General features: G+C 40.2%; 24 protein-coding genes and 1 riboswitch. Of the genes, 4 read left to right on the top strand and 20 right to left on the bottom strand.

Features of this window, described 5'->3' with window-relative positions; genetic code table 11:
- Nucleotides 1–142: 142 nt before the first annotated feature.
- The 20 genes from MKX72_RS11885 to MKX72_RS11790 form a co-directional block, all read right to left on the bottom strand.
- The gene (locus tag MKX72_RS11885) at nucleotides 143–472 is read right to left on the bottom strand and encodes a DUF3870 domain-containing protein (protein WP_013057066.1); all 330 of its coding nucleotides are present in this window, start codon (nucleotides 470–472) and stop codon (nucleotides 143–145) included.
- Nucleotides 473–686: 214 nt separating this feature from the next.
- On the bottom strand, nucleotides 687–935 hold the full coding sequence (locus tag MKX72_RS11880; RefSeq protein WP_013057065.1) for a ferredoxin: 249 nt from the start codon (nucleotides 933–935) through the stop codon (nucleotides 687–689).
- A 37-nt stretch (nucleotides 936–972) separates the two neighbouring features.
- Nucleotides 973–1,857, bottom strand: a complete 885-nt coding sequence (gene pdxS, locus MKX72_RS11875; protein WP_014460089.1) for a pyridoxal 5'-phosphate synthase lyase subunit PdxS — start codon at nucleotides 1,855–1,857, stop codon at nucleotides 973–975.
- A 193-nt stretch (nucleotides 1,858–2,050) separates the two neighbouring features.
- Nucleotides 2,051–3,034 carry a quinone oxidoreductase family protein gene (locus tag MKX72_RS11870; RefSeq protein WP_049164545.1) on the bottom strand — a complete coding sequence of 328 codons (984 nt, stop codon included), beginning with the start codon at nucleotides 3,032–3,034 and terminating at the stop codon, nucleotides 2,051–2,053.
- Nucleotides 3,035–3,050: 16 nt separating this feature from the next.
- On the bottom strand, nucleotides 3,051–3,824 hold the full coding sequence (locus tag MKX72_RS11865; protein ID WP_028413341.1) for an enoyl-CoA hydratase/isomerase family protein: 774 nt from the start codon (nucleotides 3,822–3,824) through the stop codon (nucleotides 3,051–3,053).
- Between the two features lie 29 nt (nucleotides 3,825–3,853).
- Nucleotides 3,854–4,615, bottom strand: coding sequence for an SDR family NAD(P)-dependent oxidoreductase (locus tag MKX72_RS11860; RefSeq protein ID WP_155008251.1), 762 nt, complete (start codon nucleotides 4,613–4,615; stop codon nucleotides 3,854–3,856).
- Nucleotides 4,616–4,629: 14 nt separating this feature from the next.
- The gene (locus MKX72_RS11855) at nucleotides 4,630–6,408 is read right to left on the bottom strand and encodes an acyl-CoA dehydrogenase family protein (RefSeq protein ID WP_155008116.1); all 1,779 of its coding nucleotides are present in this window, start codon (nucleotides 6,406–6,408) and stop codon (nucleotides 4,630–4,632) included.
- Nucleotides 6,396–7,139 carry a 2-phosphosulfolactate phosphatase gene (locus MKX72_RS11850; protein ID WP_154991342.1) on the bottom strand — a complete coding sequence of 248 codons (744 nt, stop codon included), beginning with the start codon at nucleotides 7,137–7,139 and terminating at the stop codon, nucleotides 6,396–6,398. Before MKX72_RS11850 ends, MKX72_RS11855 begins: the two co-directional genes overlap by 13 nt.
- Nucleotides 7,136–8,194, bottom strand: coding sequence for a phosphotransferase family protein (locus tag MKX72_RS11845; RefSeq protein ID WP_154991343.1), 1,059 nt, complete (start codon nucleotides 8,192–8,194; stop codon nucleotides 7,136–7,138). Before MKX72_RS11845 ends, MKX72_RS11850 begins: the two co-directional genes overlap by 4 nt.
- Before the next feature lie 25 nt (nucleotides 8,195–8,219).
- On the bottom strand, nucleotides 8,220–8,621 hold the full coding sequence (locus MKX72_RS11840; protein WP_033578978.1) for an acyl-CoA thioesterase: 402 nt from the start codon (nucleotides 8,619–8,621) through the stop codon (nucleotides 8,220–8,222).
- A gap of 14 nt (nucleotides 8,622–8,635) precedes the next feature.
- On the bottom strand, nucleotides 8,636–9,418 hold the full coding sequence (locus MKX72_RS11835; protein ID WP_034266144.1) for an enoyl-CoA hydratase: 783 nt from the start codon (nucleotides 9,416–9,418) through the stop codon (nucleotides 8,636–8,638).
- Nucleotides 9,415–10,299 (bottom strand): 3-hydroxyacyl-CoA dehydrogenase family protein, encoded by an 885-nt coding sequence (locus MKX72_RS11830; protein WP_033578977.1) that lies wholly within the window; start codon nucleotides 10,297–10,299, stop codon nucleotides 9,415–9,417. Before MKX72_RS11830 ends, MKX72_RS11835 begins: the two co-directional genes overlap by 4 nt.
- A gap of 80 nt (nucleotides 10,300–10,379) precedes the next feature.
- Nucleotides 10,380–10,946: a TetR/AcrR family transcriptional regulator gene (locus MKX72_RS11825; RefSeq protein WP_028413348.1), complete on the bottom strand. Its 567-nt coding sequence runs from the start codon at nucleotides 10,944–10,946 to the stop codon at nucleotides 10,380–10,382.
- A gap of 90 nt (nucleotides 10,947–11,036) precedes the next feature.
- On the bottom strand, nucleotides 11,037–12,653 hold the full coding sequence (locus tag MKX72_RS11820) for a long-chain-fatty-acid--CoA ligase (RefSeq protein WP_154991344.1): 1,617 nt from the start codon (nucleotides 12,651–12,653) through the stop codon (nucleotides 11,037–11,039).
- 19 nt (nucleotides 12,654–12,672) lie between these two features.
- Nucleotides 12,673–13,446 carry an SDR family oxidoreductase gene (locus MKX72_RS11815; protein ID WP_033578975.1) on the bottom strand — a complete coding sequence of 258 codons (774 nt, stop codon included), beginning with the start codon at nucleotides 13,444–13,446 and terminating at the stop codon, nucleotides 12,673–12,675.
- On the bottom strand, nucleotides 13,424–14,668 hold the full coding sequence (locus tag MKX72_RS11810) for an acyl-CoA dehydrogenase (RefSeq protein ID WP_098626425.1): 1,245 nt from the start codon (nucleotides 14,666–14,668) through the stop codon (nucleotides 13,424–13,426). The genes MKX72_RS11815 and MKX72_RS11810 overlap by 23 nt, the downstream gene beginning before the upstream one ends.
- Before the next feature lie 152 nt (nucleotides 14,669–14,820).
- On the bottom strand, nucleotides 14,821–15,084 hold the full coding sequence (locus tag MKX72_RS11805) for a DUF1292 domain-containing protein (protein ID WP_013057050.1): 264 nt from the start codon (nucleotides 15,082–15,084) through the stop codon (nucleotides 14,821–14,823).
- A gap of 86 nt (nucleotides 15,085–15,170) precedes the next feature.
- Nucleotides 15,171–16,895: a PAS domain-containing sensor histidine kinase gene (locus tag MKX72_RS11800; protein ID WP_033578973.1), complete on the bottom strand. Its 1,725-nt coding sequence runs from the start codon at nucleotides 16,893–16,895 to the stop codon at nucleotides 15,171–15,173.
- 161 nt (nucleotides 16,896–17,056) lie between these two features.
- The gene (locus MKX72_RS11795) at nucleotides 17,057–17,371 is read right to left on the bottom strand and encodes a YckD family protein (RefSeq protein ID WP_028413353.1); all 315 of its coding nucleotides are present in this window, start codon (nucleotides 17,369–17,371) and stop codon (nucleotides 17,057–17,059) included.
- 73 nt (nucleotides 17,372–17,444) lie between these two features.
- A complete protein-coding gene (locus tag MKX72_RS11790) occupies nucleotides 17,445–18,563 on the bottom strand; it encodes an NAD(P)/FAD-dependent oxidoreductase (protein WP_033578972.1) in 1,119 nt (372 codons plus the stop codon).
- Between the two features lie 338 nt (nucleotides 18,564–18,901).
- On the opposite strand from MKX72_RS11790, the gene MKX72_RS11785 reads away from it, so the two are divergent.
- From MKX72_RS11785 to MKX72_RS11770, 4 genes are all read left to right on the top strand, one after another.
- Complete coding sequence (locus MKX72_RS11785) at nucleotides 18,902–19,414, top strand: CBO0543 family protein (RefSeq protein WP_028413355.1); 513 nt, start codon at nucleotides 18,902–18,904, stop codon at nucleotides 19,412–19,414.
- A gap of 66 nt (nucleotides 19,415–19,480) precedes the next feature.
- Nucleotides 19,481–19,663, top strand: a riboswitch (Lysine riboswitch).
- A gap of 138 nt (nucleotides 19,664–19,801) precedes the next feature.
- Nucleotides 19,802–21,130: a diaminopimelate decarboxylase gene (gene lysA / locus MKX72_RS11780; protein WP_033578971.1), complete on the top strand. Its 1,329-nt coding sequence runs from the start codon at nucleotides 19,802–19,804 to the stop codon at nucleotides 21,128–21,130.
- A 50-nt stretch (nucleotides 21,131–21,180) separates the two neighbouring features.
- On the top strand, nucleotides 21,181–22,443 hold the full coding sequence (locus tag MKX72_RS11775) for a dicarboxylate/amino acid:cation symporter (protein ID WP_033578970.1): 1,263 nt from the start codon (nucleotides 21,181–21,183) through the stop codon (nucleotides 22,441–22,443).
- Between the two features lie 138 nt (nucleotides 22,444–22,581).
- The gene (locus MKX72_RS11770) at nucleotides 22,582–22,716 is read left to right on the top strand and encodes a hypothetical protein (protein ID WP_013057043.1); all 135 of its coding nucleotides are present in this window, start codon (nucleotides 22,582–22,584) and stop codon (nucleotides 22,714–22,716) included.
- Nucleotides 22,717–22,844: the final 128 nt, after the last annotated feature.

Here is a 22,844-nt window from a genome sequence, read left to right as displayed (position 1 = left end):
TTACACGAAAAAAACCAAGCAGGACACAATGACTCCCCAAAGAAACAGGGACGTCCCCCATTCTTTGTAAAGCGTGTGTGTCTGCTTGGTTTTAATAAGACCATGAAAAGAGGTTGTCTTCTCACTTTATTCTAACCAAACGCTATGTAATTTTTTGATTCACATTATCCCAGTAACGTTGGATTGCAGCCTGAAGCGCTACGATAATCGCCTGTTGAGATGGAGCAAAATAATAATTTTGAATACGTTCAATAAGAGGTTCAATTCCATCTGCAAGGCAGTAACCAATAAGCAGCTTCCGGAAAAAATTTTGCGTCAGCTCCGTAATAAACGTAAACTCAGCATTTACAATTTTATGCTCTGTCAGATCCACTTCTAGTACAATTCCCGCATGCTTATACATTTCATACATGGAAGTTCCCTGTGGAGCTTTTGCATATCCTGTCACAATGACTGTATTCAGTATTTGCATGCCCCTTAATCTCCTTTTAAAAACTATTTAATTACTCCGCACATTTACACTAATAATTCTGAAAGGTCAAATGAGACTAACTCATATGCTTTTAGTTATGTAAGTGCTTTCATTTTTAAAAAGATATGTTCTTACACAACTAATATTTCGCCTTTTCTAGACAAAATCCTTCTTTTCTTTTAAAAAAACTTTCTATTTTTTTATTTATTCGGCTTTATTGAAATTTATTCGAATCTCCATCAAACTTTTCATCTGCTATACGGATGGACTCTGTTGGGCAGCCTTCAAACGCATCTATTAAATCGTCTTCTAACTCTTGGGGCACTTCAACAGTGCCTTGATTATCATCAAGGATAACGAACGCAATTCCTTCATCATCATAATCATAAATATCAGGTGCCGCAGCTCCGCATGCGCCGCACGCAATACACGTTTCTTTATCGACTATTGTATATTTCCCCATGATCATTCTCCTAACTAAGTTTAAAAGTTATTACTTATTACCAGCCGCGTTCTTGCATACGATTTTCTGGTAATAATGATGAAATTTCAATTCCTTTCATTGCACTTCCTAGCCCTTTTGACAAGCTTGCAATGAGTTCATAATCTTGATAATGGGTTGTTGCCTCAACGATTGCTCGCGCAAATTTTTCAGGGTTGTCTGATTTAAAGATTCCTGAACCCACGAACACGCCGTCTGCTCCAAGCTGCATCATTAACGCTGCGTCCGCGGGTGTTGCTACGCCGCCTGCTGCAAAGTTTACAACCGGTAAGCGGCCTTCACGTTTAATTTGCAGTAATAGCTCATAAGGGGCACCTAATAGTTTGGCTTCTGTCATTAACTCGTCTTCATCCATGCCTACCACTTTACGTACTTGAGCGTTGACTTGGCGCATATGACGCACTGCTTCCACGATATTTCCTGTTCCTGGTTCGCCTTTTGTACGAAGCATCGAAGCACCTTCACCAATTCGTCTTGCTGCTTCCCCTAAATCACGGCATCCGCATACAAATGGAACCGTAAATGTACTTTTGTTAAGGTGATATTCCTCATCCGCTGGAGTCAGCACTTCACTTTCATCAATGTAGTCTACACCCATTGCTTCTAGCACGCGTGCTTCAACTATATGGCCGATTCGGGCTTTTGCCATAACTGGAATGGATACAGCGTTCATCACTTCTTCAACAATTGTTGGGTCTGCCATACGAGACACACCGCCTGCTGCACGAATATCAGCTGGAACACGCTCCAATGCCATAACGGCAACAGCGCCTGCTGCCTCTGCAATTTTTGCCTGTTCTGCATTGATCACGTCCATGATAACGCCGCCTTTTTGCATTTCTGCCATTCCCCGCTTCACGCGGTCCGTTCCATTTCTCACCATATTCAATTCCTCCTTTATATGTTCAAACACTTATTATGCAACTTCCATGCCAGGGTTAAAATATAGAAAAAATTAGTAAAAAGTACTGATTTTTATGCCAAATTATTAAGCGGTTTTTAAAAATTTGGCAGGCGAAAGCCAATTTTTTAAACTAAAACAGCTTCCATCCCTATTAGAGACGGAAGCTGTTTTGTTAAGGAACTAACACTAATTTTCCGGTCGTTTTTCTTCCTTGAAGCAGACGATGTACATGTGCTGCTTCTTCAAGTGAAAATGTACCGCCCAGCATTAATTTTAACTGACCGGAATTCACGTAGTTTAATAGCTCATGCAGGCTTTGCTGATAAAGTGCTGGTTTTGCCATCATTTGAGGTAAGAAAAAGCCGAGAACCGACTGATTTTTTTCCATCAAGCGAGCAGGGTTAAACTTTACAGATTTTCCGCTAGCCATTCCGTAAAAAACGAGGCGCCCAAATGGTGCAAGACATTGAAGAGATTCATAGAATATATGCCCTCCTACCATTTCTAAAATAATATCGGCTCCTTTTCCTTCTGTTACTTCTAAAATCCGTTTTTCCCAGCCTGTTTCTGTATAGTTAATCACTTCGTCGGCTCCAAGCTTTTTTGCAAGCTCAAGCTTTTCTTTAGAGCTCGCTGTAGCAATAACTTTTCCAGCTCCAAAAATTTTCGCAAGCTGAACAGCTAGGGTTCCGACGCCGCCTGCTGCTGCATGAACGATGACGATTTCTCCTTTTTCAAGGCGACCCATTGTTTTTAAAATATGATAAGCCGTTAGTCCTTGAAGAGGCAAAGCAACGGCCTGTGTTAAATCCACATTCTCCGGCAACGGAATAAGGCCTCTTGAATCTGCCAGCGTGTACTCAGCGTATCCTGTTGCTCGATTAGATCCCAGCAGTGTCACGACTTTTGTACCTACTTTTATCCCTTGTACATCCTCGCCTACTTCAACCACTTCGCCTGCTACTTCAGAGCCTGGAATAAAAGGCAGCGGCGTTTCGACTACATATGCTCCTTCGCGCCGCGCAGCGTCGGCATAATTAACGCCAATTGCCGCAACTTTAATGAGCACATCTTTCTTTTTAGGTACAGGGCGTGCAATATCGATAACTTGCAGAACATCAGGCCCTCCATACTGCGTGAATTGAATAGCTTTCATCTTTTATATCCCCCTCTTATTTCCCTTGAAATAGTGGCTTTCTTTTTTCTTTAAATGCAGATATTCCTTCTTGATGATCCCTCGTTTCTACCATAAGAACTTGCGTTAGCCTTTCTTGTTCAAGCACTTGTTCTAGCGTTAAATGGAATGAATCGTTGACGATTTTTTTCATTTTTCCGTACGCTTTCGTTGGCCCTTGTGATAAACGGCTTGCAAAAGACGTAACCTCATCTTTCAACTGATCTAACGGCACTACACGGTTCAAAAAACCGGCTTTGTAAGCCGTATCGGCATCCAGAGGCTCTGCTAAAAACAGCAGTTCTTTAGCTTTGTGGGGGCCAACGACCTTTGTGAGAAAGTAAAGACCTCCTCCATCTGAAATCAATCCCACTTGAGAAAAGCTTAATACAAATCGGCTTTCTTGTGATGCGATGATAAAGTCAGAAGCGAGAGCTAAATTAAAAGCAGCTCCTGCTGCAAACCCATGAACTGCTGAAATAATTGGCTTCTCTAGATTTTGCATCGCTAAAATACATTCATTTAAACGGCCGATATGTTCATAAACATCAGCTCCCGATGCTTGGCCCATCGTTTTTACATCGCCTCCGGCAGAAAACGAGCGCCCCGCTCCATTTAATATAACCACTTTAATAGACTCATCGCTTTGTGCCTGTTTTATTTCAGCTGTTAACTTTTCAATCATTTCCTCACTGAATGCATTTAAACGATCCGGTCGATTTAACGTTAAAGATAAAATAGTCCCCTGCTTTTCTACTACTAAATCACTCATAATTTCGACTTCCTCCTCTTTGCTTTGTATTAAACGATAAGCCACCCGCCGTCTACTAATAAATCACTTCCCGTCATATACGATGCCTCTTTAGACGCTGCAAAAGCAATAACATTTGCAATTTCATCTGGTTTACCTACACGTTTTAAAGCCGTATTTTTTTCGATTGCCTTAGTGAAGCGCTCATTTTCAAGTCCAGGCTGTGTTAAAGGTGTTTCTACGAATCCAGGAGACACAGAGTTTACTCTGATTCCGTGAGGTGCTAATTCAAATGCCATTGCTTTTGTAAAGTTGATTAAAGCAGCTTTAGCAGCGCTATAGTGGGGGATTTGCGCACCTGCTTTATGTCCTGAAAGAGAAGCGATGTTAACAATAGAGCGATTTTCTGCTATTTCTTCAGTTAAAAAAGGAATCAAATGTTTTGTTACAAGAAATACGCTTGTTAAATTGACGTCCTGCACCCGTTTCCACTGTTCAAGCGTTGTTTCTTTGATTGTGGAATTAACAGATCCGCCTGCGTTATTAATTAATAAATGAATTTGTCCGTACTTTTCTTTTATAAACTCAGCAAGCTCTTTGACGTCTTCTTCTTTCGTTACGTCAGCTGGGAAAATATCTGTGCATTTTCGTTCACACCGTGTGTCAATAGCGGATGCAGCCTGTATTAGTTTTTCTTTCGTTCGCCCCACAAGAATGACGCGAGCGCCTTCTTTCGCCATTCTTTGAGCGGTCGCTTCTCCAATGCCGCTTCCAGCTCCTGTAATAACAGCTATTTGCCCTTCAAAAAGCATCATAATACCCCTCCTTATACAACATATCGTCCGCTGTCGATAAATTCACGGGCGATGTCTCGATTGCGCATGAACTCTCCTTCACTTTGCAAATCATTCATCCATTTTCCAAGAATTGTGCGGTACTGTCGGTGTTTTTCATCCGTTAACATCCCGTTTATTAATTGTCGAGCCTGCTTTTCAATTTCAAAGAGCGTTTCACTAACAACTGTTGCTGTGAGCTTGCTTTTTAACGTTTCTTTTTCTTCTCCATTTCTGGTTACAGCTTTTTCCACGCGCAGCACAGATGACTCCATAGCGAGTAGCCCAATAGCAATTTCTGCTAATTTCATCAGCGTTTCTTGTTCTTGCGCTAGATTTGTCTGAAACGTTTGGAATGCTGTTCCTAACAATGCAAGAAATAAATGCCTTGTTGTAATAACAGCCTGCTTTTCTCGTGCTAGAAGTTCATTTGAAGATATTTCCCACTGACCGCTCATCAATTCACTAACGGCATGTTCTACTCGTTTGTTCAGCTCTATTTCTCCTTTGCCTGCTTTTTTTAGAAGCTGAGTTGGAAGCAAAAGGCGGTTGATTTCATTTGTACCTTCAAAAATACGATTGATGCGTGAGTCACGGTATACTTGTTCAATTTTATATTCTTGAATAAATCCTGCTCCGCCATGAAGCTGCAGCGATTCATCGGCAATTAAATCAAGAGTTTCCGATCCATACACTTTACACACTGAACATTCCATTGCAAATTCAGCCAGCTGTTTAGCTACTAACTTATGATTTTCACTTTCATATAGTCCACCAAGCGCCTCTTCTAGTAAACCAGCTGTACGGTACTGGATAGATTCAGATGCAAAAATACGAGCCGCCATTTTTGCTATTTTTTCTTTTGAAGCGTTAAATTCCGCAATAGCTGTTTTAAACTGCTTGCGTTCTTTTGTATAACCTAAAGCAAGTTCAAACGCATATTTCGCTGCGCCCATACATGCAGAACCTAAGTTAAAACGTCCAAGGTTTAAGACGTTCAGCGCAATTAAGTGACCTCTTCCTACTTGTCCAAGTACGTTTTCTACGGGTACTAAACAATCTTCATAAATAACCGGGCGAGTAGACGACCCTTTAATCCCCATTTTCTTTTCTTCTGGCCCGAGAGACAGTCCTTCAAAATCTTTTTCTACAATAAAAGCGGTAAAATGTTCTCCCTCTACTTTTGCATATGTGATGAACGTATCTGAAAAGGCAGCATTGGTAATGTACTGCTTCGTTCCATTTAATACATAATGCGTTTTTTCAGGATTTAATACGGCTTTTGTTTGGGCTGCAAGAGCATCAGAACCAGCTTCTGGCTCTGTCAAACAGTAGGCGCCAATATATTCACCGCTTGCCAATTTGGGCAAGTATTTTTCTTTTTGCTTTTTGGTACCAAAATACGTAATAGGAAGTGTCGCAATGCATGTATGATTAGAATGAGCGACTCCATATCCGCTTGTCCGGCCGATGATTTCACCGACGAGTCCTTTGCTTACTTTATCAAGACCTAGTCCTCCATATGCTTCTGGAATACTGTGAGCAAGAAGTCCGAGTTGGCCTGCTTTGTGCATCAATTCTACTACTTTATCAAAATCTTGCTGCTCAATGTCACTGTGGTAAGGGTCGACTTCTTTTTCAATAAACTGCTTTGCTGTCTGAGCGATCATACGATGCTCATCCGTTAAGTCTTCAGGTGTATAGACGTGCTGCGCAGATGTTTTTTTAAGTAAAAATGATCCGCCTTTTGCTTCGGTTTTCATTTCAGACATATCATTTCCTCCCCGTTTACTAGCTTTTTCTTCACTACCTTAGGAACTACAGAATAGACGTTTTTCCGGCTTACAAAGCCAATTTCGTCTAGAAAGCCATACTGAGTGAGCATTTCTCCTACGGCTGAGTGTTTCAATATTTCAATAGATGAATCCTCATAAGCCTTATACAAAAGCAGTGCGGCTTTTGCAGCATCCGTTAAATAAAATGTTTTTAGTTGCAGAAGACAGCTTATAAAGTACCCCGCTCCATATAAATCTTCTAGACAGAAGCGATCGGATGAACCTGAACAAACCAATAAAACAGTTTCATCTTGACTTGGTTGACAAACAGCACTGGCAACCGCTTCTCCGTTTAACAGTGAAGCTGCATAGACATGTTTTGCTTTTTCAGCGTTATGAATGGCCACCGTTCCATTAGTGGTGGACAAAATAACCGTTTTATCTTGAACATGCTGCTTTATCGTGCTGGGGCTTGGATCAAAAAAGCCTTCAATCGTTTTCCCTCTATATTCGCCTACAAGCGCAATTTCGTCAGGATTATACGTTTTTGCTTTATTGCGCGCTTCTTCTTCGTTTTTTACGGGAATAACCTCTATTGCTCCTTGTTGTAAAGCAGCCGCAATTGTTGAAGTAGCCAATAAGATGTCAAATATAACGACCGTTTTTCCTTCTAGTTTTTTGGCAAGAAGCTCTTCTTTTTTGAGTATTACGTGAACTTTTCTTTTCATATATGCCCGCGTTCTGTATGCAGAGCATGAATAATCAGCGTTTTTACATACTCTCCAAATTGTGAAAACCGTTTGTCATTTGTTTGGCCTTTTTTATAACGGTAATAAATTTGCTGACAAATGACAGCAAGTTTGAAGTACGCAAACTTCAGGTAAAAGTCAATGTGTGACACATCTCGTCCGCTTTTTTTAGCATACGCTTCCACAAAATCTCGACGGGAATAAAAGCTTTTTTGCACAGTAACAGGTGGGTTCCCCAATCCTCTTTTTAAAAGTTCAGGGTCGCTGTCTTCCATCCAATAGCTCATCGCCACTCCCAAATCAGCAAGCGGGTCTCCAACGGTTGTCATTTCCCAGTCAAATAATCCTACAATTTTATTTCCATCCGGTGAAAATAACGTATTGTTAAGCTTATAATCATAGTGAATAATGGTTGAATGCTGTGAAGTGGGGATGTGTGTGGTCAACCATTTCTTTAGTGCTTCTACTTCCAGTATGTCACTTGTTTTTGATTTTTCATAACGATGAATCCAGCCGTGTACTTGACGTTCTAAAAAACCTTCAGGCTTGCTGATTTCTTCAAGGAGCGTACCTTTATAAGGAACGTCATGAAGCTGAACAAGGACATCTACCATTTGTTCTGAAATACGACGGCAAAGTTGGCTCGTTTCTTTCACTTCTTTTGGAAACGCTGTGTCGATGAGAACACCGTGCTTTCGCTCCATTAAAAAAAAGGGTTTCCCGACCACCGTTTCATCTTCACAAAACACATTAGGCCTAGGAGCGAGAGGGAAAGATTTCGATAAAACAGATAAAATCTTGTATTCTCTTTCCATGTCATGCGCTTTTGGCGCAACTGGCCCAAATGGCGGGCGTCTCAACACCGCCTCCCACTCTCCGACTGAAAGAGCGTAGGTTAAATTGGACGCACCCGATCCAAATTGCTTGATTAAAAGAGGCTCTTTAGGTAAATCAGGAATCGAAACACGGAGAAACTGATGCAGTTTTTCCGTGTTTAATTCCTCTCCTTTTCGTACAGGAATGATTTGTGACATTCTTTTACCACCTGCTTTTTTATAGTTAAACAGCTACTTTATAATTCATCAAAAACTGCTTAATGTCCGCTGGAATAGAAACGCTTTTTTGTGCATCAAAATCAAAGTACACGATGACAGCTTCTCCTTTAGCAATCAGCGATCCCGTCTTGCTGTCGGTAATTTCATGGCCAATTGTAAAGCTTTTATTGCCGACATTAGATACAAAGGTTTTAATCGTTAACACTTGATTAAAATATCCTTGCGCAACAAAATCACATTTAGTAGACGCTAAAATATACTCCCACTTTTTTGTATGCATGGATGCTCCCATTTCTTCAAAAAAAGCAATGCGTGCCTCTTCTAAATAAATGAAATAGCTCGTATTGTTAATGTGACCGAGTGCGTCTGTTTCGCAAAAACGCACTTTGACCTGTGTTTCATACATGGTTTTCTCCTCCTTTACTTATGTGAAAAAACAGGGGGACGCTTTTCAATAAATGCTGATACTCCTTCTTTAATATCTTCTGTTTGAAAGACTTCTTCAAACAGCTCTGCCTCAAGTTCAAGACCTTCAGATAGTGTACGATTCATTCCTTCGTTTACCGCTGCCTTAATTCGAGAAAGTGACGGAAGAGAGTGACGGTTAAATTTCTTAGCCAGCTCTTTTGCTTTTTCGAGCCCTTTTCCTTTAGGCGTTACATGATTGGCAAAGCCTGCATGAAGTGCTTCTTCCGCCGAAACAGGACTGCCGGCAAACATCCATTCTTTAGCTTTAGATGCGCCGATTACGCGCGGAAGACGCTGAGTTCCGCCGCCTCCGGGAAACAATCCGAGCTTCACTTCCGGAAGACCGATTTGAGCATGTTCTTCGGCAATGCGTATATCAGCGGTTAGTGAAAGTTCGCACCCTCCCCCAAACGTTAAACCGTTTAACACGACAATTGTTGGTTTTTCAATGTTTTCAAGTTTTTGCAAAACACGATGGGTTTTCATAAACTCTTCTTTAATACCGCTTTGTCCCATTAGCTGTGGAAATTCTTTAATATCAGCTCCAGCCATAAACGCCCGGTCGCCCGCTCCCGTTAAAATGATTGTAATGACATCAGGATCTTTACTAAGCTCTTCATACGTTTCTTCAAGCTGCTGCACAACAGCCTGGCTCATTACATTTAAAGGCGGATTATCAATGGTTACAATAGCTGTTTTCTCTTCTTTTTCAATACGTACAAATTTTTTCATCATTGCTTCACTCCCTGTGTGTGGTATGTGTAAAAACCTTTTCCTGTTTTGCGTCCAAGCTCGCCTTTTTGAACTTTTTCTTCTATGCACGCAGCTGGCTTGTCCTCAGGGTCCCCTGTTTCGCTATAGCGCTGCTGCATCACAAAATATCCGACGTCAATTCCTGAGAGATCCATCAATTCAAAAGGACCGATCGGGTGATTGAGCGCTTTTTTGCAAATCGTATCAATGTCTTCAAAATCTGCGTATCCATTTTCGTAAAGGAAAACGGCTTCTTTTTGCAGCGCTCCTAAAATTCGATTGGCAATAAAACCTGAGATTTCTTTTTTCAGAAGGACTGCTGTGCGATTAATTTGCTTGCAAACTTCCATTGTCGTTTGAGCTGTTTGTTCACTTGTCTTTTCACTCATCACAACTTCTACGCAGTCCATTACAAGAGGAGGAAAAAAGAAATGCATGTTAACGATTTGCTCTGGACGGTTTGTTGCACTTGCAATAAGCGAGTTAACAATTGTTGAACTATTCGATGCTAAAATGGCGTGACTTGGTGCGTACTCATCTATTTCTTTAAAGACGCTTTGTTTTACATCTAACTTTTCTACAACAGCTTCAATCACAAAATCAGCACTTGAAACCGCTTCCTTTAATGTGCTTGTAAAAGACAACCTTTGAAATGCGGCTTCTTTAGCATCAGAGGAAATTTTGCCTTTGTGAACCCACTTGTCTATAATTGCTTCCAGCTTATTTTTCGCCTCAATGAGTGATTGTTCATTCATATCTTGAATAATTGTTTCATATCCTCCAAGTGCACAAAGCATACCAATTTGATGTCCCATTTGTCCTGCGCCAATGACAGCAATACGCTGTATATCTTTACTATTCATGTTATAGCCTCCTTTTAATATAAAAGGAGAGAAAGAGCTTATACTTTCCCACCTTTTACGAGCACTGTCCAGCCTAGCAGCTACTGTGACTGAATACCTTTCATCAACATCTTATAAAAAATAGCCGCAACTTCTCGATCTGACTTTTCACCATCCGGCTGAAACCAAAAATAGCTCCAATTTGTCATTCCTAATATGCCTAGCGTCACGATATCTGAAGGCAAATCTGAACGGAACTGCCCTGCTTCCATTCCTTTTTCAATAATTTCCTGTACGTTTTCTTTAAAACGATCGCGCTTTGGAATGATTTGCTGTAAGTGTTCTTCACTCAAATGACGCATCTCTCGAAAAAACACTTTAGCTCGAAGACCTTCTTTCTCAATATCATGAACAAGTTTAAAAATAATGCTGTGCAGCTTTTCAGGATAAGATATTGTCTTATCTGCAAGAATCGTCTCTTGGTTTTCTATTAATCTTTCAATATATTGAAGGTGAATATCCATTAAAAGCTCTTGCTTGCTTTTAAAATAATAATAAAACGTTCCTTTTGTGACGTTTAATTCATTTACAATATCTTGAATAGACGTTTCTTTGAAACCTTTTTGAGCAAAAAGCTGAATGCTTCGTTCCATCATCAAATCTTTCATCGTCAAACCCTCTCTGTCTTTTCTCATTTTCACAAATTATACCATGGCTTAGAGGGAGCTTTTGAAAAAGTTTGTTTATGTTCAGCTTCTTTACATCGTTTCTTTCACCACTTCTTCTCGCAGTGCTCTTCGTAAAATTTTTCCTACATTGGTCTTAGGAAGCTCAGCGCGAAACTCAAAGATTCGCGGAATTTTGTAAGCTGCAAGATGATGTCGACAATAAGAAGTAAGCTCTTCTTCAGAAAGAGATTTTCCTTCTTTCACTACCAAAATCGCTTTAATTGTTTCTCCTCTGTAAGGATGCGGAACGCCAATGACAACGGCTTCTTTAATGTGGCTGTGCTCATATAAAACTTCTTCAATATCTCGAGGATACACATTAAAACCACTCGCAATAATCATATCTTTTTTGCGATCAACAATGGATAAATACCCATCTTCGTCTATCTGTCCAATATCTCCTGTGTACAGCCAGCCGTTTCTAAGCGCGTGAGCTGTTTCTTCAGGCTGATTCCAATAGCCCTTCATAACTTGAGGGCCTTTAATCACTATTTCACCAAGCTCTCCTCTTGGCAGTTCTTTTGTTCCTGTAGCCACGTCTACAATTTTATAAGCAGTTTGCGGAACGCCAAGTCCGACTGTGCCTGGCTTTCGTTCACAAAACGGCAGGTTGCAATGGGTAACGGGGGCCGCTTCTGATAAGCCGTACCCTTCTAACACTTTAGCACCCGTTTTTCGTTCGAACTCTTTCATCAGCTCAACAGGCATTGGCGCACTGCCGCTGTTGCAGATGCGAATACTTTCGATATTGTATTCTTCTGCCCGCGGATGATTGGTAATTGCGACATACATAGTTGGCACTCCAGGGAAAATACTAGGCTGCTCTTTTTTGATTGTATTTAGTACTTCTTCTAAATCAAAACGCGGCAATAGCAATATTTCATTTCCGCAAAGAATTGATAAATGCATACAGGAAGTCATGCCAAATACGTGAAACAATGGAATAACGGTTAAGCATTTTTCTTTTCCTAATTCAATATCATGCTTAAATATTTCGTATGATTGAACTGCGTTTGTGTAAATGTTTGTATGTGTAAGCATCGCACCTTTAGATGGTCCAGTCGTTCCTCCCGTATACTGAAGAACAGCAATATCGTGTGCTGGATGGATGACCGGCTGATTAAATTCATGCTTAATGGTTAGAAAATCTAAGAAGGAAAGGTCTGGTGATGTAGGAACAAAAGGTTTTTGCAAGCTGACGGTTATCGCTTCTTCTATCTCAACACGATTCCTTATCTCTTGAAGTCTCGTATAAAAATCATCGAGTAGAATTATTTTTTTTGCGCCGGAATCGTGTAAAATATGCTCTAGTTCTTGTTCAACAAGCATGGGGTTGACCTGAGTGACAATGCCGCCCGCTGCTACAATGCCAAAATAGCTTATTATATATTGCGGACAATTTGGCAGCATAATTGCTACACGATCTCCTTTTTTAATCCCTTTTTTCTGCAGTGCTCCTGCAAATACGCGAACTGAGTGGTACAGCTCCTGGTACGTTAACGTATGCTGATACATGCGCGTGGCTGTGTGAGCAGGATAACGTTCGGCTGTTTCTTTCAGCATATCAAATAGTGAAATATCTTCGATGTGAATGTCATGAGTGTAGGCTTCTGGATAAGGTGTAAACCATTTTTTAACGTCTTCCATTGAGTAACTCCTTTCTTATTCACATAGCATGAACTCCACCGTCTACTGTCAGAATATCGCCCGTAATATAATTAGACGCTGCAGAAGCAAGAAAAACAGCCGCTCCTTTTAAATCAGCTTCGGAGCCAAAGCGTTTTAAAGGGGTTTGACTTAGAAAATAATCTTTTCCTTGTTCCATAATCGCACCTGACATTTTAGTAGGAAAAAATCCCGGCGCAATTGCATTAACTTGAATATTATGCTGTCCCCATTTGACAGCTAAATCTTTCGTGAACGTAATGACCGCTCCTTTACTCGTGTTGTACCCGATTGTATCCATATACTGAGGGTCCGTTCCTCCAAGACCCGCAATTGAAGCAATGTTAATAATCTTACCAGCTTTTTGTTTAATCATTTCTTTTCCAGCTTCTTGTGACATTAAAAACGTGCCCGTCACATTAATATTCATCACTTTTTGCCATGCTTCAAGAGGCATTTCTTCAGCCGAAGCTCCCCACGTAGCTCCGCTGTTGTTAATTAAAATATCGATGCGTCCAAATGTTTCAATCGTTTGATGCACGACATTTTTAATATCTTCAGGCTGACTGATGTCGCATGCTAAAGCGAGGGTTTTTACGCCCATGGTGGCCAATCGATCAGCCACTTGCTGACATGCTTCTTTTTTTCTTGAGCATAGAACAATATTTGCCCCTGCCTCTGCAAGCCCTTCTGCCATTTGCTCTCCTAATCCTCTGCCTCCTCCGGTAATAATAGCTGTTTTTCCAGTTAAATCAAATAGATCCTTTATGTGCATAGGTTGCCTCCTGTTCTTGATAGGATTTTAGCTCAAGTCTTGCAAGCTGTGCTTTGTGCACTTCGTCTGGACCATCGGCAAGGCGCAAAGTGCGGGCATTTGCCCAAAGTGCCGCAAGCGGCGTGTCTTCTGAAACACCTGCTGCTCCAAATGCTTGAATGGCACGATCAATGACTTTTAAAGCCATAGCAGGAGCTATTACTTTAATCATGGCAATTTCTTTCCGCGCTTTTTTATTTCCAACTGTGTCCATCATATAAGCAGCTTTTAATGTTAATAAGCGAGCTTGCTCAATTTCAATACGCGATTCTGCCACCCATTCTTGAATAACCCCTTGCTGAGAAAGCACCTTATTAAATGTAGAACGAATTTGAATACGCTTACATAATTCTTCGAGCGCTCTTTCAGCTGCTCCTATTAGACGCATGCAGTGATGAATACGTCCAGGCCCTAATCTACCTTGAGCAATAGCAAACCCTTTTCCTTCGCCTAAAAGCATATTGGATGCTGGCACACGCACATTGTCATAATGAATTTCAGCATGTCCATGAGGAGCGTGATCGTATCCAAAGACTGGCAGCATTCGTTCAATTTTAACTCCCGGAGTATTTAATGGAACTAGAATCATAGACTGCTGTTCATATTTAGATGCGTTAAAATCGCTTTTTCCCATGACAATAGCAATTTTGCAGCGAGGATCTCCCGCACCTGAAGACCACCATTTTCTTCCATTGATTACATATTCATCGCCTTCTCTTACAATACTGCACTGAATGTTTGTGGCATCAGAAGAACCTACATCCGGTTCTGTCATAGAAAAGCAGGAGCGAATGTCTCCATTTAACAGAGGCTTTAGCCATTTTTCTTTCTGTTCAGGCGTTCCGTATCGAACCAGCACTTCCATATTGCCAGTGTCAGGAGCTCCGCAGTTAAAAGCTTCTGGTCCAATAATAGAACGGCCCATAATTTCGCAAAGAGGAGCGTATTCTACATTTGTTAGACCTGCTCCGTATTCGCTTTCTGGCAAAAATAAGTTCCATAGCCCAGCTCGCTTTGCTTTTTCTTTTAACTCTTCCATGATTGGAGGAACAGCTGACCATCTAGATGGCTGTTCATTCAGCTGTTGTTCGTATAGCCGTTCATTTGGATAAATATGCTCTTCCATAAAAGAGCTCAATTCTTTTTGCAGCTTCACTACTTTGTCAGAGTAAGAAAAATACACGGTAGTCCCTCGCTTTCATTTACTTACTAACCGGTTGGTATGTTACATATTCATCATAAATGAAGGGAAATAATTCAGCAAGATATTTTTAGAAAAATTCTAAATATTATATTATTTAGAAATAAAAAAAAGAGAGGTTGTAACCTCTCTTTTTACGCGGATGTCATTTCCTCAAATACGGCTGATACTTTTTCAAACTCATCATCATCTTCAATTGAAGACCATTCACCATCATCTTCAATTTTTAAAAAGAAAACATCAATTTCTTCTTCTGTTTCAATTAAAACTTCTTCCACAAACGCAACGGCAATATAATCGTGGCCTTCAATCGTCATTTTTCCAAGCACTTCAATATCTTGCTCTTGATCATTTTCATCTAAAATTGTAAAAATCTCTCCCGTTTCAATACGTTCCATCGTATTCCCTCCTATTTTAACCTCATTATTCGTTCACTAACATGTATTCCCCTTTAGAAAAGGTTTCATGCTTATAAAAGTAGAATCTACTTTTTAAAAGGCAAAAGAATGTCTACGGTAGTTCCTTTTCCAAGTTCACTTACAAAGTTAATTTCTCCTCTATGTTCTCGAATGATCTTATAGCACACCATCAGTCCAAGCCCCGTTCCTTTCTCTTTCGTACTATAAAAAGGTTTTCCTAAATGCTGCATTCGTTCCTGCGTGATGCCTGGCCCCTCGTCGCTAAACCGGACAACAAGGTTCTCCTGATTAAATCTTTTTAGTTGAATCGTTACAGTTCCTCCACTTGGCATAGATTCGACGGCATTTTTAAATATATTGCTAAAGACCTGTTTTAACTGGTTTTCTTCGCATAATACGAGAGGAAGATGAAGATCAATCTCTTTCTTTACGTGAATTTTCTCTGTAATCCCCTGCACCTCAGCTAGCTTTAACGTGTTCTCTAAGATATCTTGGACGTGTTTGTCTTTGTAGGTTTTCGCCTGAGGCTTTGCAAGACTCAAGAACTCGTCGGCAATCAATTCGATTCTATCTAACTCATGATTTATCATTTCTACATAGTAAGGCTGACCGCTCGTTTCTTCTAATAACTGCATAAATCCTTTTACCGCTGTTAGAGGGTTTCTGATTTCGTGAGCGATACCCGCTGCTAACTGTCCGACTAAGGAAAGCTGAGCGGATTCACGCAGCAATTTTTCAGTTTTTTTACGTTCTGTAATATCACGAAACAAAACTTGAATGGCCTGCTTTCCCATATACGGAATAGGAAAGGCAATGGTTTCGGCATCAATCGTATGACCGTCTTTATGAATAAACTTTTCTTCCTGCAGATCCACAGATTTATTTTCTGTTTTCATTCGATAAATTCGCTGTTTTACAACATCATAGTAATCAGGGTGAACAAACTGATAAACACAAGCTCCTAATACATCTTGAGGATTCTTGTATCCTAGTGCTTTAGCTCCTGCAGGGTTGATATAATCAATTTTACCTTCACTATGAACGATAATTGCTTCCGGGGATAACTCAATCAAACTTCGGTAGCGCTGTTCGCTTTCTTTTAAAGCCGTCTCATCCTGCTTGCGCGATGTTATATCTCGATAGACAAACGCAATGCATAACGGCCAATCATTCATATTTTCAACGCGAAATAGTGTGACGCTTACATTAATTAAATGCCCGTCTTTATGCTGTCTTACAGTCTCAAATTCCGTTTTCGATTCCCCTGATTGAATAGTCTTGTGAAGTTCGCACACGGGCTCCTTTAAAAACGAAGGTATAATCGGAAGAGGCTTTTGATGAATTTCTTCAAACGTCCAGCCAAATGTATTCTCAAACGCAGGGTTCACTTGAAGCGTTTTACCCTCTAAGTCAACGATAGCAACAGCATCTGCGTTATGATAAATAAAAGGTTGAATCTGTTCTTTTTTCTCTTGATAACTAGTTATATTAACGCAATGTCCCATAATTTCAGGCTTTTCTGTGTAAGATAAAGGGGTTAAGTTTACTACATAGCGTTTATCATTTATTTGAAGCTCGTACATAAGCGTTTTCTTTTTATTTAGCGCTTCGAAAAAATGCTCATACGAGACCCATTCTTCTAGAGGTATTTTTTGCTCAGAAACGCTTTCTCCTTGATACATACTGTAAACAAGGTGGTCACCTTTTTGTTTGTAAGCAAATATGATTCCTAGAGCCTCAGCTGAATGATTTTCTGCATGTAATCGGACTATTTTTTTATTTTCGTTCATCGTTCATATTTACCTACCCCTCACTAGCATCTTTCCTAATCGTTCTCATTCTCTTAATTTTACATGAGGCGTTTAAAATTTACTAGATAAAGAAGCAGATATTTTCCATTCATTCACATAAAAAAAGCGCCTGTATAGGCGCTTTTTTATGTGAATAGGAATTACTTTGAATGATGCATTTTATGACAGTGCCGCTTCGGAACAAACCCATTTTTCTCCATATGCTGATAGCGATTTTCCATATGTGAAGAAATGTTTTGACTCTCCGTTTTGCTTAGCACGCCGTACTCCACATATTTTGAAAGTATTTCTTTCTTTTTTTCGAACATTTCTTTGTACAGAACGGATAATTCCTGCTTTTGCTGAGACGTCAGCTGCACGTCTTTTGTTTCTGGCTGAGGATTGTTTTCCGCTAATACAGGCGTCCCGCTCATAAATAAAAAAGCTGCTGCTGCACTTATCATAACCTTTCGCAAACAATCTACTTCCTTTCATCATATAGTAGTTATAGTTTGCGAACTTCTATTTGTTTTCATTCATTCTATTTGCTTAGGACTCAATAGCTCCTCTTACATCATAATCGCTAAGATCAATTTCCATTTCCATTTCAAGTGCTAATTTAGCAAGCTCTGAACCAAGATAAGGACCCGACGTTAAGCCTGAAGCTCCGAGACCATTCGCTACTAGTATTCCTTCGTAAGCTGGAAGAGCCCCAATGACTGGCAAGAAGCCTGGAGTAAATGGTCGAAACCCTACCCTTGTTTCTAAGACTGTGCTTTCTGTTAAGCCAGGAGCAATTAATAAGGCCTTTGAAAAAATTTCATGAAGCCCCCCAGCCGTTACTCTCAAGTCATAACCCGTGTCGTTTTCATGTGTTGCTCCTATGACAATTTGACCTTGTTCAAACGAAAGAATATATTGGTCGCTTGGAGGCATTACAACGGGCCAGTCTTTTGTATCTAAATCAGGAAGATGCAAGTGGACAATTTGCGCTTTTTGAAAGCTTGCTAAAAATTTCACTCCAAGAGGCTCTAGTAATTGATTTGCCCACGCTCCTGCTGTCACGATTGTTGTACTTGCTAGAAGGGTTTGTCCATTTACGGCAACGCCCGTTACTTGATTATTTTCATAAAGTAGTTCTGCGTTTCCTTCTATTATTTTTGCACCGTTTTTCTTCGCTGCATTCACAAGTGCGTTTCGAAGAGCTCTTCCGTTAACGCGAGCGGCTCCACTAATATGAACTGAACTGTATTCTTCCGAAAGAGCCGGAAACAAAGCCTGTGTTTCTTTAGCGGATAAACGTGTAATCTCGCCTATTTCGGGGGCTTCTTCCCGACGCTTATATGCTCGTTCTTCCATTTTTTTAAGCTTTTGTTCATCAGTGTGTAAACTAATTGCTCCTACTCGCTTATATCCCGTATCCGTTTCTCCATCTTCTTCTAATTGCTGAATTAATGTTTGATAGTACTTGGCGCCGCCTTTTGCTAAGCGGTACCATGCTTTATTTCGACGCTGCGAAAGCCACGGACAAACAATTCCTGCTGCTGCATCAGTAGCTTGACCAGCATCCTTGCGATCTATCAATGTCACATCTGCTCCTGCTTTTGCTAAATGATATGCCGTAGAAGCTCCAAGTACCCCAGCTCCAACTACGATGTATGTTTTCATACCAAAACACCCTTTTCTTTCTTCTAGTATTCTCATGCTATATGTATGCAATTTTAGCATAGCAAAAAAAGAAGTCACATACTAGGCGAAGCTATTTTAAGCTTATTTTTAAGCCTTGCTGACTTTGACATATAGCTCCTTTCGTCTCGTAAACAAAAGCGGTAGAAGTTCTTTTACCAAGATTATAACAGGGTGAAGAAAGCCATAAATAGTGGTAGTACGTCTTTAACGCTGTGGCTTACGGCTTTTCTATTATAGGTGCTGAATAAAAAAATGAAAGAATAAAACCACTATAATATGTAAATAAAAAGAAATAACCATTATTTTAAGGAGAGCGTATGCAATCTTCATTTGTATTATTTTTTATCATTCTTGGTTTACTATTTGGCAAGTGGCGAAGGTATCAAGAATACTACCCTACTTTGCTGTTTTGGGTCACGGGGAATTTGCTTTATGAAGTGCTGCTGTTTCATCACCGCGTATGGGTATTTCACCCTGTTGGTATTGATCATCTTTTTCTACCCGATCACCTAATGGTTTCTCTTGGAATAACCTTAATTATTTATCCGTTTGTTATACCGGTTTTTTTAGGAAGGCTGCCGCTGCATGTAAGCGGCCGGCTGTGGTGGATTCTTTTATGGGCGCTTTTATTTACTGTGATTGAGTTCATTGCTTATGTTAATCACAGTATCACTCATCATTATGGATGGTCGCTGCTATGTTCTTTTCTCTTCAATATTGTCACGTTCTCACTTTTAATCATTCATCAGAAGACCGCGCTGGCTGCTTGGATTCTATCTGGAAGCTTCATAGCTTTTTTATTTATCTTCTTTGATATTCCTATGCCTTAACTTTTCATTGACTAGACAGAGGAAAAGGAAATATAATAGGAGTTACATTTAAATATAATTTTCCTCTCTGAGAATAGAGGTGCATGAAATCAAGAGTCACTTATTGGAGACTAATGGAGTCTGTGAAGATAAGTAAAAGGGATTTCGTGCCGAAGTATATAAACATCCATTGTGTTCATATACTGGTTCAGTATTGAATAAATGCTGAGCTGTCACAAACCACTTGGTTTGTGGAGAGCTATTGAAGAGATGTTGATGCCTAGAATGTAATAATACTTTATTATTATGAAACCAAGACGCGTGAACATCACTTCACGGGTCTTTTTTGTGTTTTTCTACTGACCATCAAAGTTATAGTTGAATGATTTAAATGGAGGGATACGGATTATGTACTTACATGGAACGAGTAAAATTAACAGCAGCAATCATTTAGAAATTGGGCAGTGCGATACGGTCGAACTGAAAAAACAATACGGCACTCCCCTATACATCTACGATCAAGAATTAATTGAGACGAAATGCAAGGCCTTCCATTCAGCCTTTCAAAGAAGCGGCTTTTCATATCAAATCGCCTATGCAGGGAAAGCGTTTCTTTGTATGGAAATGGCTAGCCTTTTAACGAAGCTTGATATGTCATTAGATGTGGTCTCAGGAGGCGAATTATTTACAGCTCTTGAAGCGGGATATCCAGCTGAACGCATTCATTTTCACGGAAATAACAAAACGATTGAAGAAATTGAAATGGCTCTTGATGCGAATATTGGCTGTTTTGTTGTGGATAACTTTACCGAACTTGAAGTTTTACATGCCTTAGCAGCTGAGCGCAAACAGAAAGCATCTATTCTTCTGCGTGTTACTCCAGGGATTGAAGCCCACACACATGAATATATTATGACCGGACAGGAAGACTCCAAGTTTGGATTTGGTCTTTCCAATGACCAGGCTATGAAAGCGGTAAGTTCTGCATTAGAAAAGCCTTACTACGATCTTTTAGGCATTCATTGTCATATTGGTTCGCAAATTTTTGAAGTAGATGGTTTTTCTCGCGCCATTGATATTTTAACTGATTTCTTATTCAGTATTCGTGATAAAATGGAATTTGAAGTAAAAGTTTTAAACGTAGGTGGTGGTTTTGGTATTCGTTATACCGAAAGCGACTCTCCACTTCCAGTTGAGTATTATGTAGATGCACTGATAGAAAAGCTAAGCCGCACGTTAACTGAACAGAATTATACCCTTCCGGAAGTCTGGATTGAGCCTGGAAGAAGCATCGTAGGAGAAGCAGGTACAACGCTTTATACAATCGGCTCAACGAAGGAGATTCCAGGTGTACGCAAATACGTAGGAATTGATGGCGGTATGACCGATAATATCCGTCCTGCTCTTTACGATGCAAAACATGAAGCTGTCTTGGCTAATAGAGTGACGGATAAAAAAGATGAAACAGTATCAATTGCGGGGAAATGCTGTGAATCAGGAGATATGCTTATTTGGGATATCGATTTACCGCGCGTTAATCAAGGAGATTTACTAGCAGTATCCTCTACAGGTGCCTACAACTATTCAATGGCTAGCAATTACAACCGTATTCCGCGCCCTGCTGTTGTATTTGTGAAAAATGGAGAAGCTCGTCTTGCTGTAGAGCGAGAAACATACGAAGATTTGGTGCGTAAAGATGTAAAGCCAGTCGTTACTACGTATGCAATGAGCAAATGATAGCTGTTCTTGCGTAGTAAAGAAGCTATTGTTGTTTGGAGGAAATCTATATGGTTTTAAGTGTATTTAAAACGTACAGATCATCGCTTATTCTGCTTCTCGCTATTTTAATTGGCGGGATAGCAGGATATGCTATCGGGCCCGATGTGGCAGTCGTAAAGCCCTTTGGTGATTTGTTTCTTAATTTAATGTTCATGATTATCGTTCCCCTTGTCTTTTTTAGTGTGGCTTCGGCGATCGCAAACATGAACGAAATGAAACGTCTTGGTAAAATTATGCTAGGTATCGCCGTTGTGTTTGTCGCCACTGCTGCTGTTTCAGCCGTTCTAGGCTTTTTAGGCGCATCACTTTACAATCCGCTGCACAACGTAGATACTTCTGCCATTAAAGAATTAATGGGTGACAGTGAAAATACAGCTGAAAAAATGACGCTTTTAAATCAGCTTGTTAGTACATTTACTGTACCTGATTTTGTTCAGTTATTTTCGAAAGAGCATATTTTACAATTAATTGTCTTTGCCGTTATCTTCGGTATTGCTACCACGATGGCTGGTGAAAAAGGACAGCCTATGGCGAAATTTCTGACTTCGGGTCAAGAAGTATCGATGAAAGTCGTTAAAATTGTCATGTACTATGCTCCAATTGGTTTAGGGTGCTATTTTGCTACTGTAGTAGGAGAACTTGGACCAAAGATCTTGCAAGGGTATGCCAGAGCATTTATTCTTTATTTATTAATTGCAATCGTTTACTATTTTGGCTTCTTTACGCTATACGCATGGATTGCTGGCGGTAAAGCAGGAATTAAGCTGTTTTGGAAAAATGCAGCTGCTCCTTCTATCACTGCTATTGCTACCTGTTCTTCCGCGGCATCTATTCCAGTCAATTTAGACGCAACAAAGAAAATGGGTGTGCCTCTGGATATTGCTGAAACAGTGATTCCATTAGGAGCAAACACCCATAAAGATGGTTCTGTTATCGGTGGTATTCTAAAAATTGTTTTCTTATTCAGTTTGTTCGGCAAAGATATGACGTCTGCTACGAGTATTTTGAGCATATTAGGCGTAGCCTTTTTAGTTGGAGCCGTAATGGGAGCAATTCCTGGAGGCGGTATGATTGGCGAAATGTTAATCATTACAATTTACGGATTTTCGCCAGAAGTTCTGCCCATCATTGCGGTCATTTCCACAATTATTGACGCCCCTGCTACGCTCTTAAACAGTACGGGAAATACAGTAACAGCGATGCTTGTTACAAGGTTTACAGAAGGAAAAGACTGGATTAATAAAATTATCACCACCGATAAAGTCGCCTAGTAAAAAAGCAAAGGGAACAGTCTTAGTGACTCTCCCTTTGCTTTTTTCGTGTGCAGTAATATCGATAGCCGTGTATAAAGTTTGTAAATACGCACATTCTATAGGTATGTTTCATAACCGGACTGGAGGTGTCGTCTAATGAGTAACGCTGCAGGAGGTTCAAAGAAGAATCAACCGAATGATGCGAATCACGTAAGTGCAGAAACAAAAGCTCATCAAAAACGTCTCACTGAGCAAAACAAACAAGAGCATCAAGCTGAAGAGCGAAAATAAAATGACGTCAAAGAACGTTTGGCACAGGCCCTGCGTTCTTTGACGTCATTTTATTTTGAGAGAGCTTAATGACGACGCTCTTTATAGGTCTATCGTACAACCTCCTTTCAAACTTTTACATATTCTAT

The organism is Priestia sp. FSL R5-0597 (genome assembly GCF_038006305.1).
GTDB lineage: Bacteria > Bacillota > Bacilli > Bacillales > Bacillaceae_H > Priestia > Priestia zanthoxyli.
This window is presented reverse-complemented; position numbering and strand designations above follow the sequence as displayed.

Excerpts from the sequence above, each read along its gene's own strand:
- MKX72_RS11885 (WP_013057066.1), bottom strand. The coding sequence starts at position 472 with ATGCAAATACTGAATACAGTCATTGTGACAGGATATGCAAAAGCTCCA.
- MKX72_RS11880 (WP_013057065.1), bottom strand. The coding sequence starts at position 935 with ATGGGGAAATATACAATAGTCGATAAAGAAACGTGTATTGCGTGCGGC.
- pdxS (WP_014460089.1), bottom strand. The coding sequence starts at position 1,857 with ATGGTGAGAAATGGAACGGACCGCGTGAAGCGGGGAATGGCAGAAATG.
- MKX72_RS11870 (WP_049164545.1), bottom strand. The coding sequence starts at position 3,034 with ATGAAAGCTATTCAATTCACGCAGTATGGAGGGCCTGATGTTCTGCAA.
- MKX72_RS11865 (WP_028413341.1), bottom strand. The coding sequence starts at position 3,824 with ATGAGTGATTTAGTAGTAGAAAAGCAGGGGACTATTTTATCTTTAACG.
- MKX72_RS11860 (WP_155008251.1), bottom strand. The coding sequence starts at position 4,615 with ATGCTTTTTGAAGGGCAAATAGCTGTTATTACAGGAGCTGGAAGCGGC.
- MKX72_RS11855 (WP_155008116.1), bottom strand. The coding sequence starts at position 6,408 with ATGTCTGAAATGAAAACCGAAGCAAAAGGCGGATCATTTTTACTTAAA.
- MKX72_RS11850 (WP_154991342.1), bottom strand. The coding sequence starts at position 7,139 with ATGAAAAGAAAAGTTCACGTAATACTCAAAAAAGAAGAGCTTCTTGCC.
- MKX72_RS11845 (WP_154991343.1), bottom strand. The coding sequence starts at position 8,194 with ATGTCACAAATCATTCCTGTACGAAAAGGAGAGGAATTAAACACGGAA.
- MKX72_RS11840 (WP_033578978.1), bottom strand. The coding sequence starts at position 8,621 with ATGTATGAAACACAGGTCAAAGTGCGTTTTTGCGAAACAGACGCACTC.
- MKX72_RS11835 (WP_034266144.1), bottom strand. The coding sequence starts at position 9,418 with ATGATGAAAAAATTTGTACGTATTGAAAAAGAAGAGAAAACAGCTATT.
- MKX72_RS11830 (WP_033578977.1), bottom strand. The coding sequence starts at position 10,299 with ATGAATAGTAAAGATATACAGCGTATTGCTGTCATTGGCGCAGGACAA.
- MKX72_RS11825 (WP_028413348.1), bottom strand. The coding sequence starts at position 10,946 with ATGAAAGATTTGATGATGGAACGAAGCATTCAGCTTTTTGCTCAAAAA.
- MKX72_RS11820 (WP_154991344.1), bottom strand. The coding sequence starts at position 12,653 with ATGGAAGACGTTAAAAAATGGTTTACACCTTATCCAGAAGCCTACACT.
- MKX72_RS11815 (WP_033578975.1), bottom strand. The coding sequence starts at position 13,446 with ATGCACATAAAGGATCTATTTGATTTAACTGGAAAAACAGCTATTATT.
- MKX72_RS11805 (WP_013057050.1), bottom strand. The coding sequence starts at position 15,084 with ATGGAACGTATTGAAACGGGAGAGATTTTTACAATTTTAGATGAAAAT.
- MKX72_RS11800 (WP_033578973.1), bottom strand. The coding sequence starts at position 16,895 with ATGAACGAAAATAAAAAAATAGTCCGATTACATGCAGAAAATCATTCA.
- MKX72_RS11790 (WP_033578972.1), bottom strand. The coding sequence starts at position 18,563 with ATGAAAACATACATCGTAGTTGGAGCTGGGGTACTTGGAGCTTCTACG.
- MKX72_RS11785 (WP_028413355.1), top strand. The coding sequence starts at position 18,902 with ATGCAATCTTCATTTGTATTATTTTTTATCATTCTTGGTTTACTATTT.
- lysA (WP_033578971.1), top strand. The coding sequence starts at position 19,802 with ATGTACTTACATGGAACGAGTAAAATTAACAGCAGCAATCATTTAGAA.
- MKX72_RS11775 (WP_033578970.1), top strand. The coding sequence starts at position 21,181 with ATGGTTTTAAGTGTATTTAAAACGTACAGATCATCGCTTATTCTGCTT.
- MKX72_RS11770 (WP_013057043.1), top strand. The coding sequence starts at position 22,582 with ATGAGTAACGCTGCAGGAGGTTCAAAGAAGAATCAACCGAATGATGCG.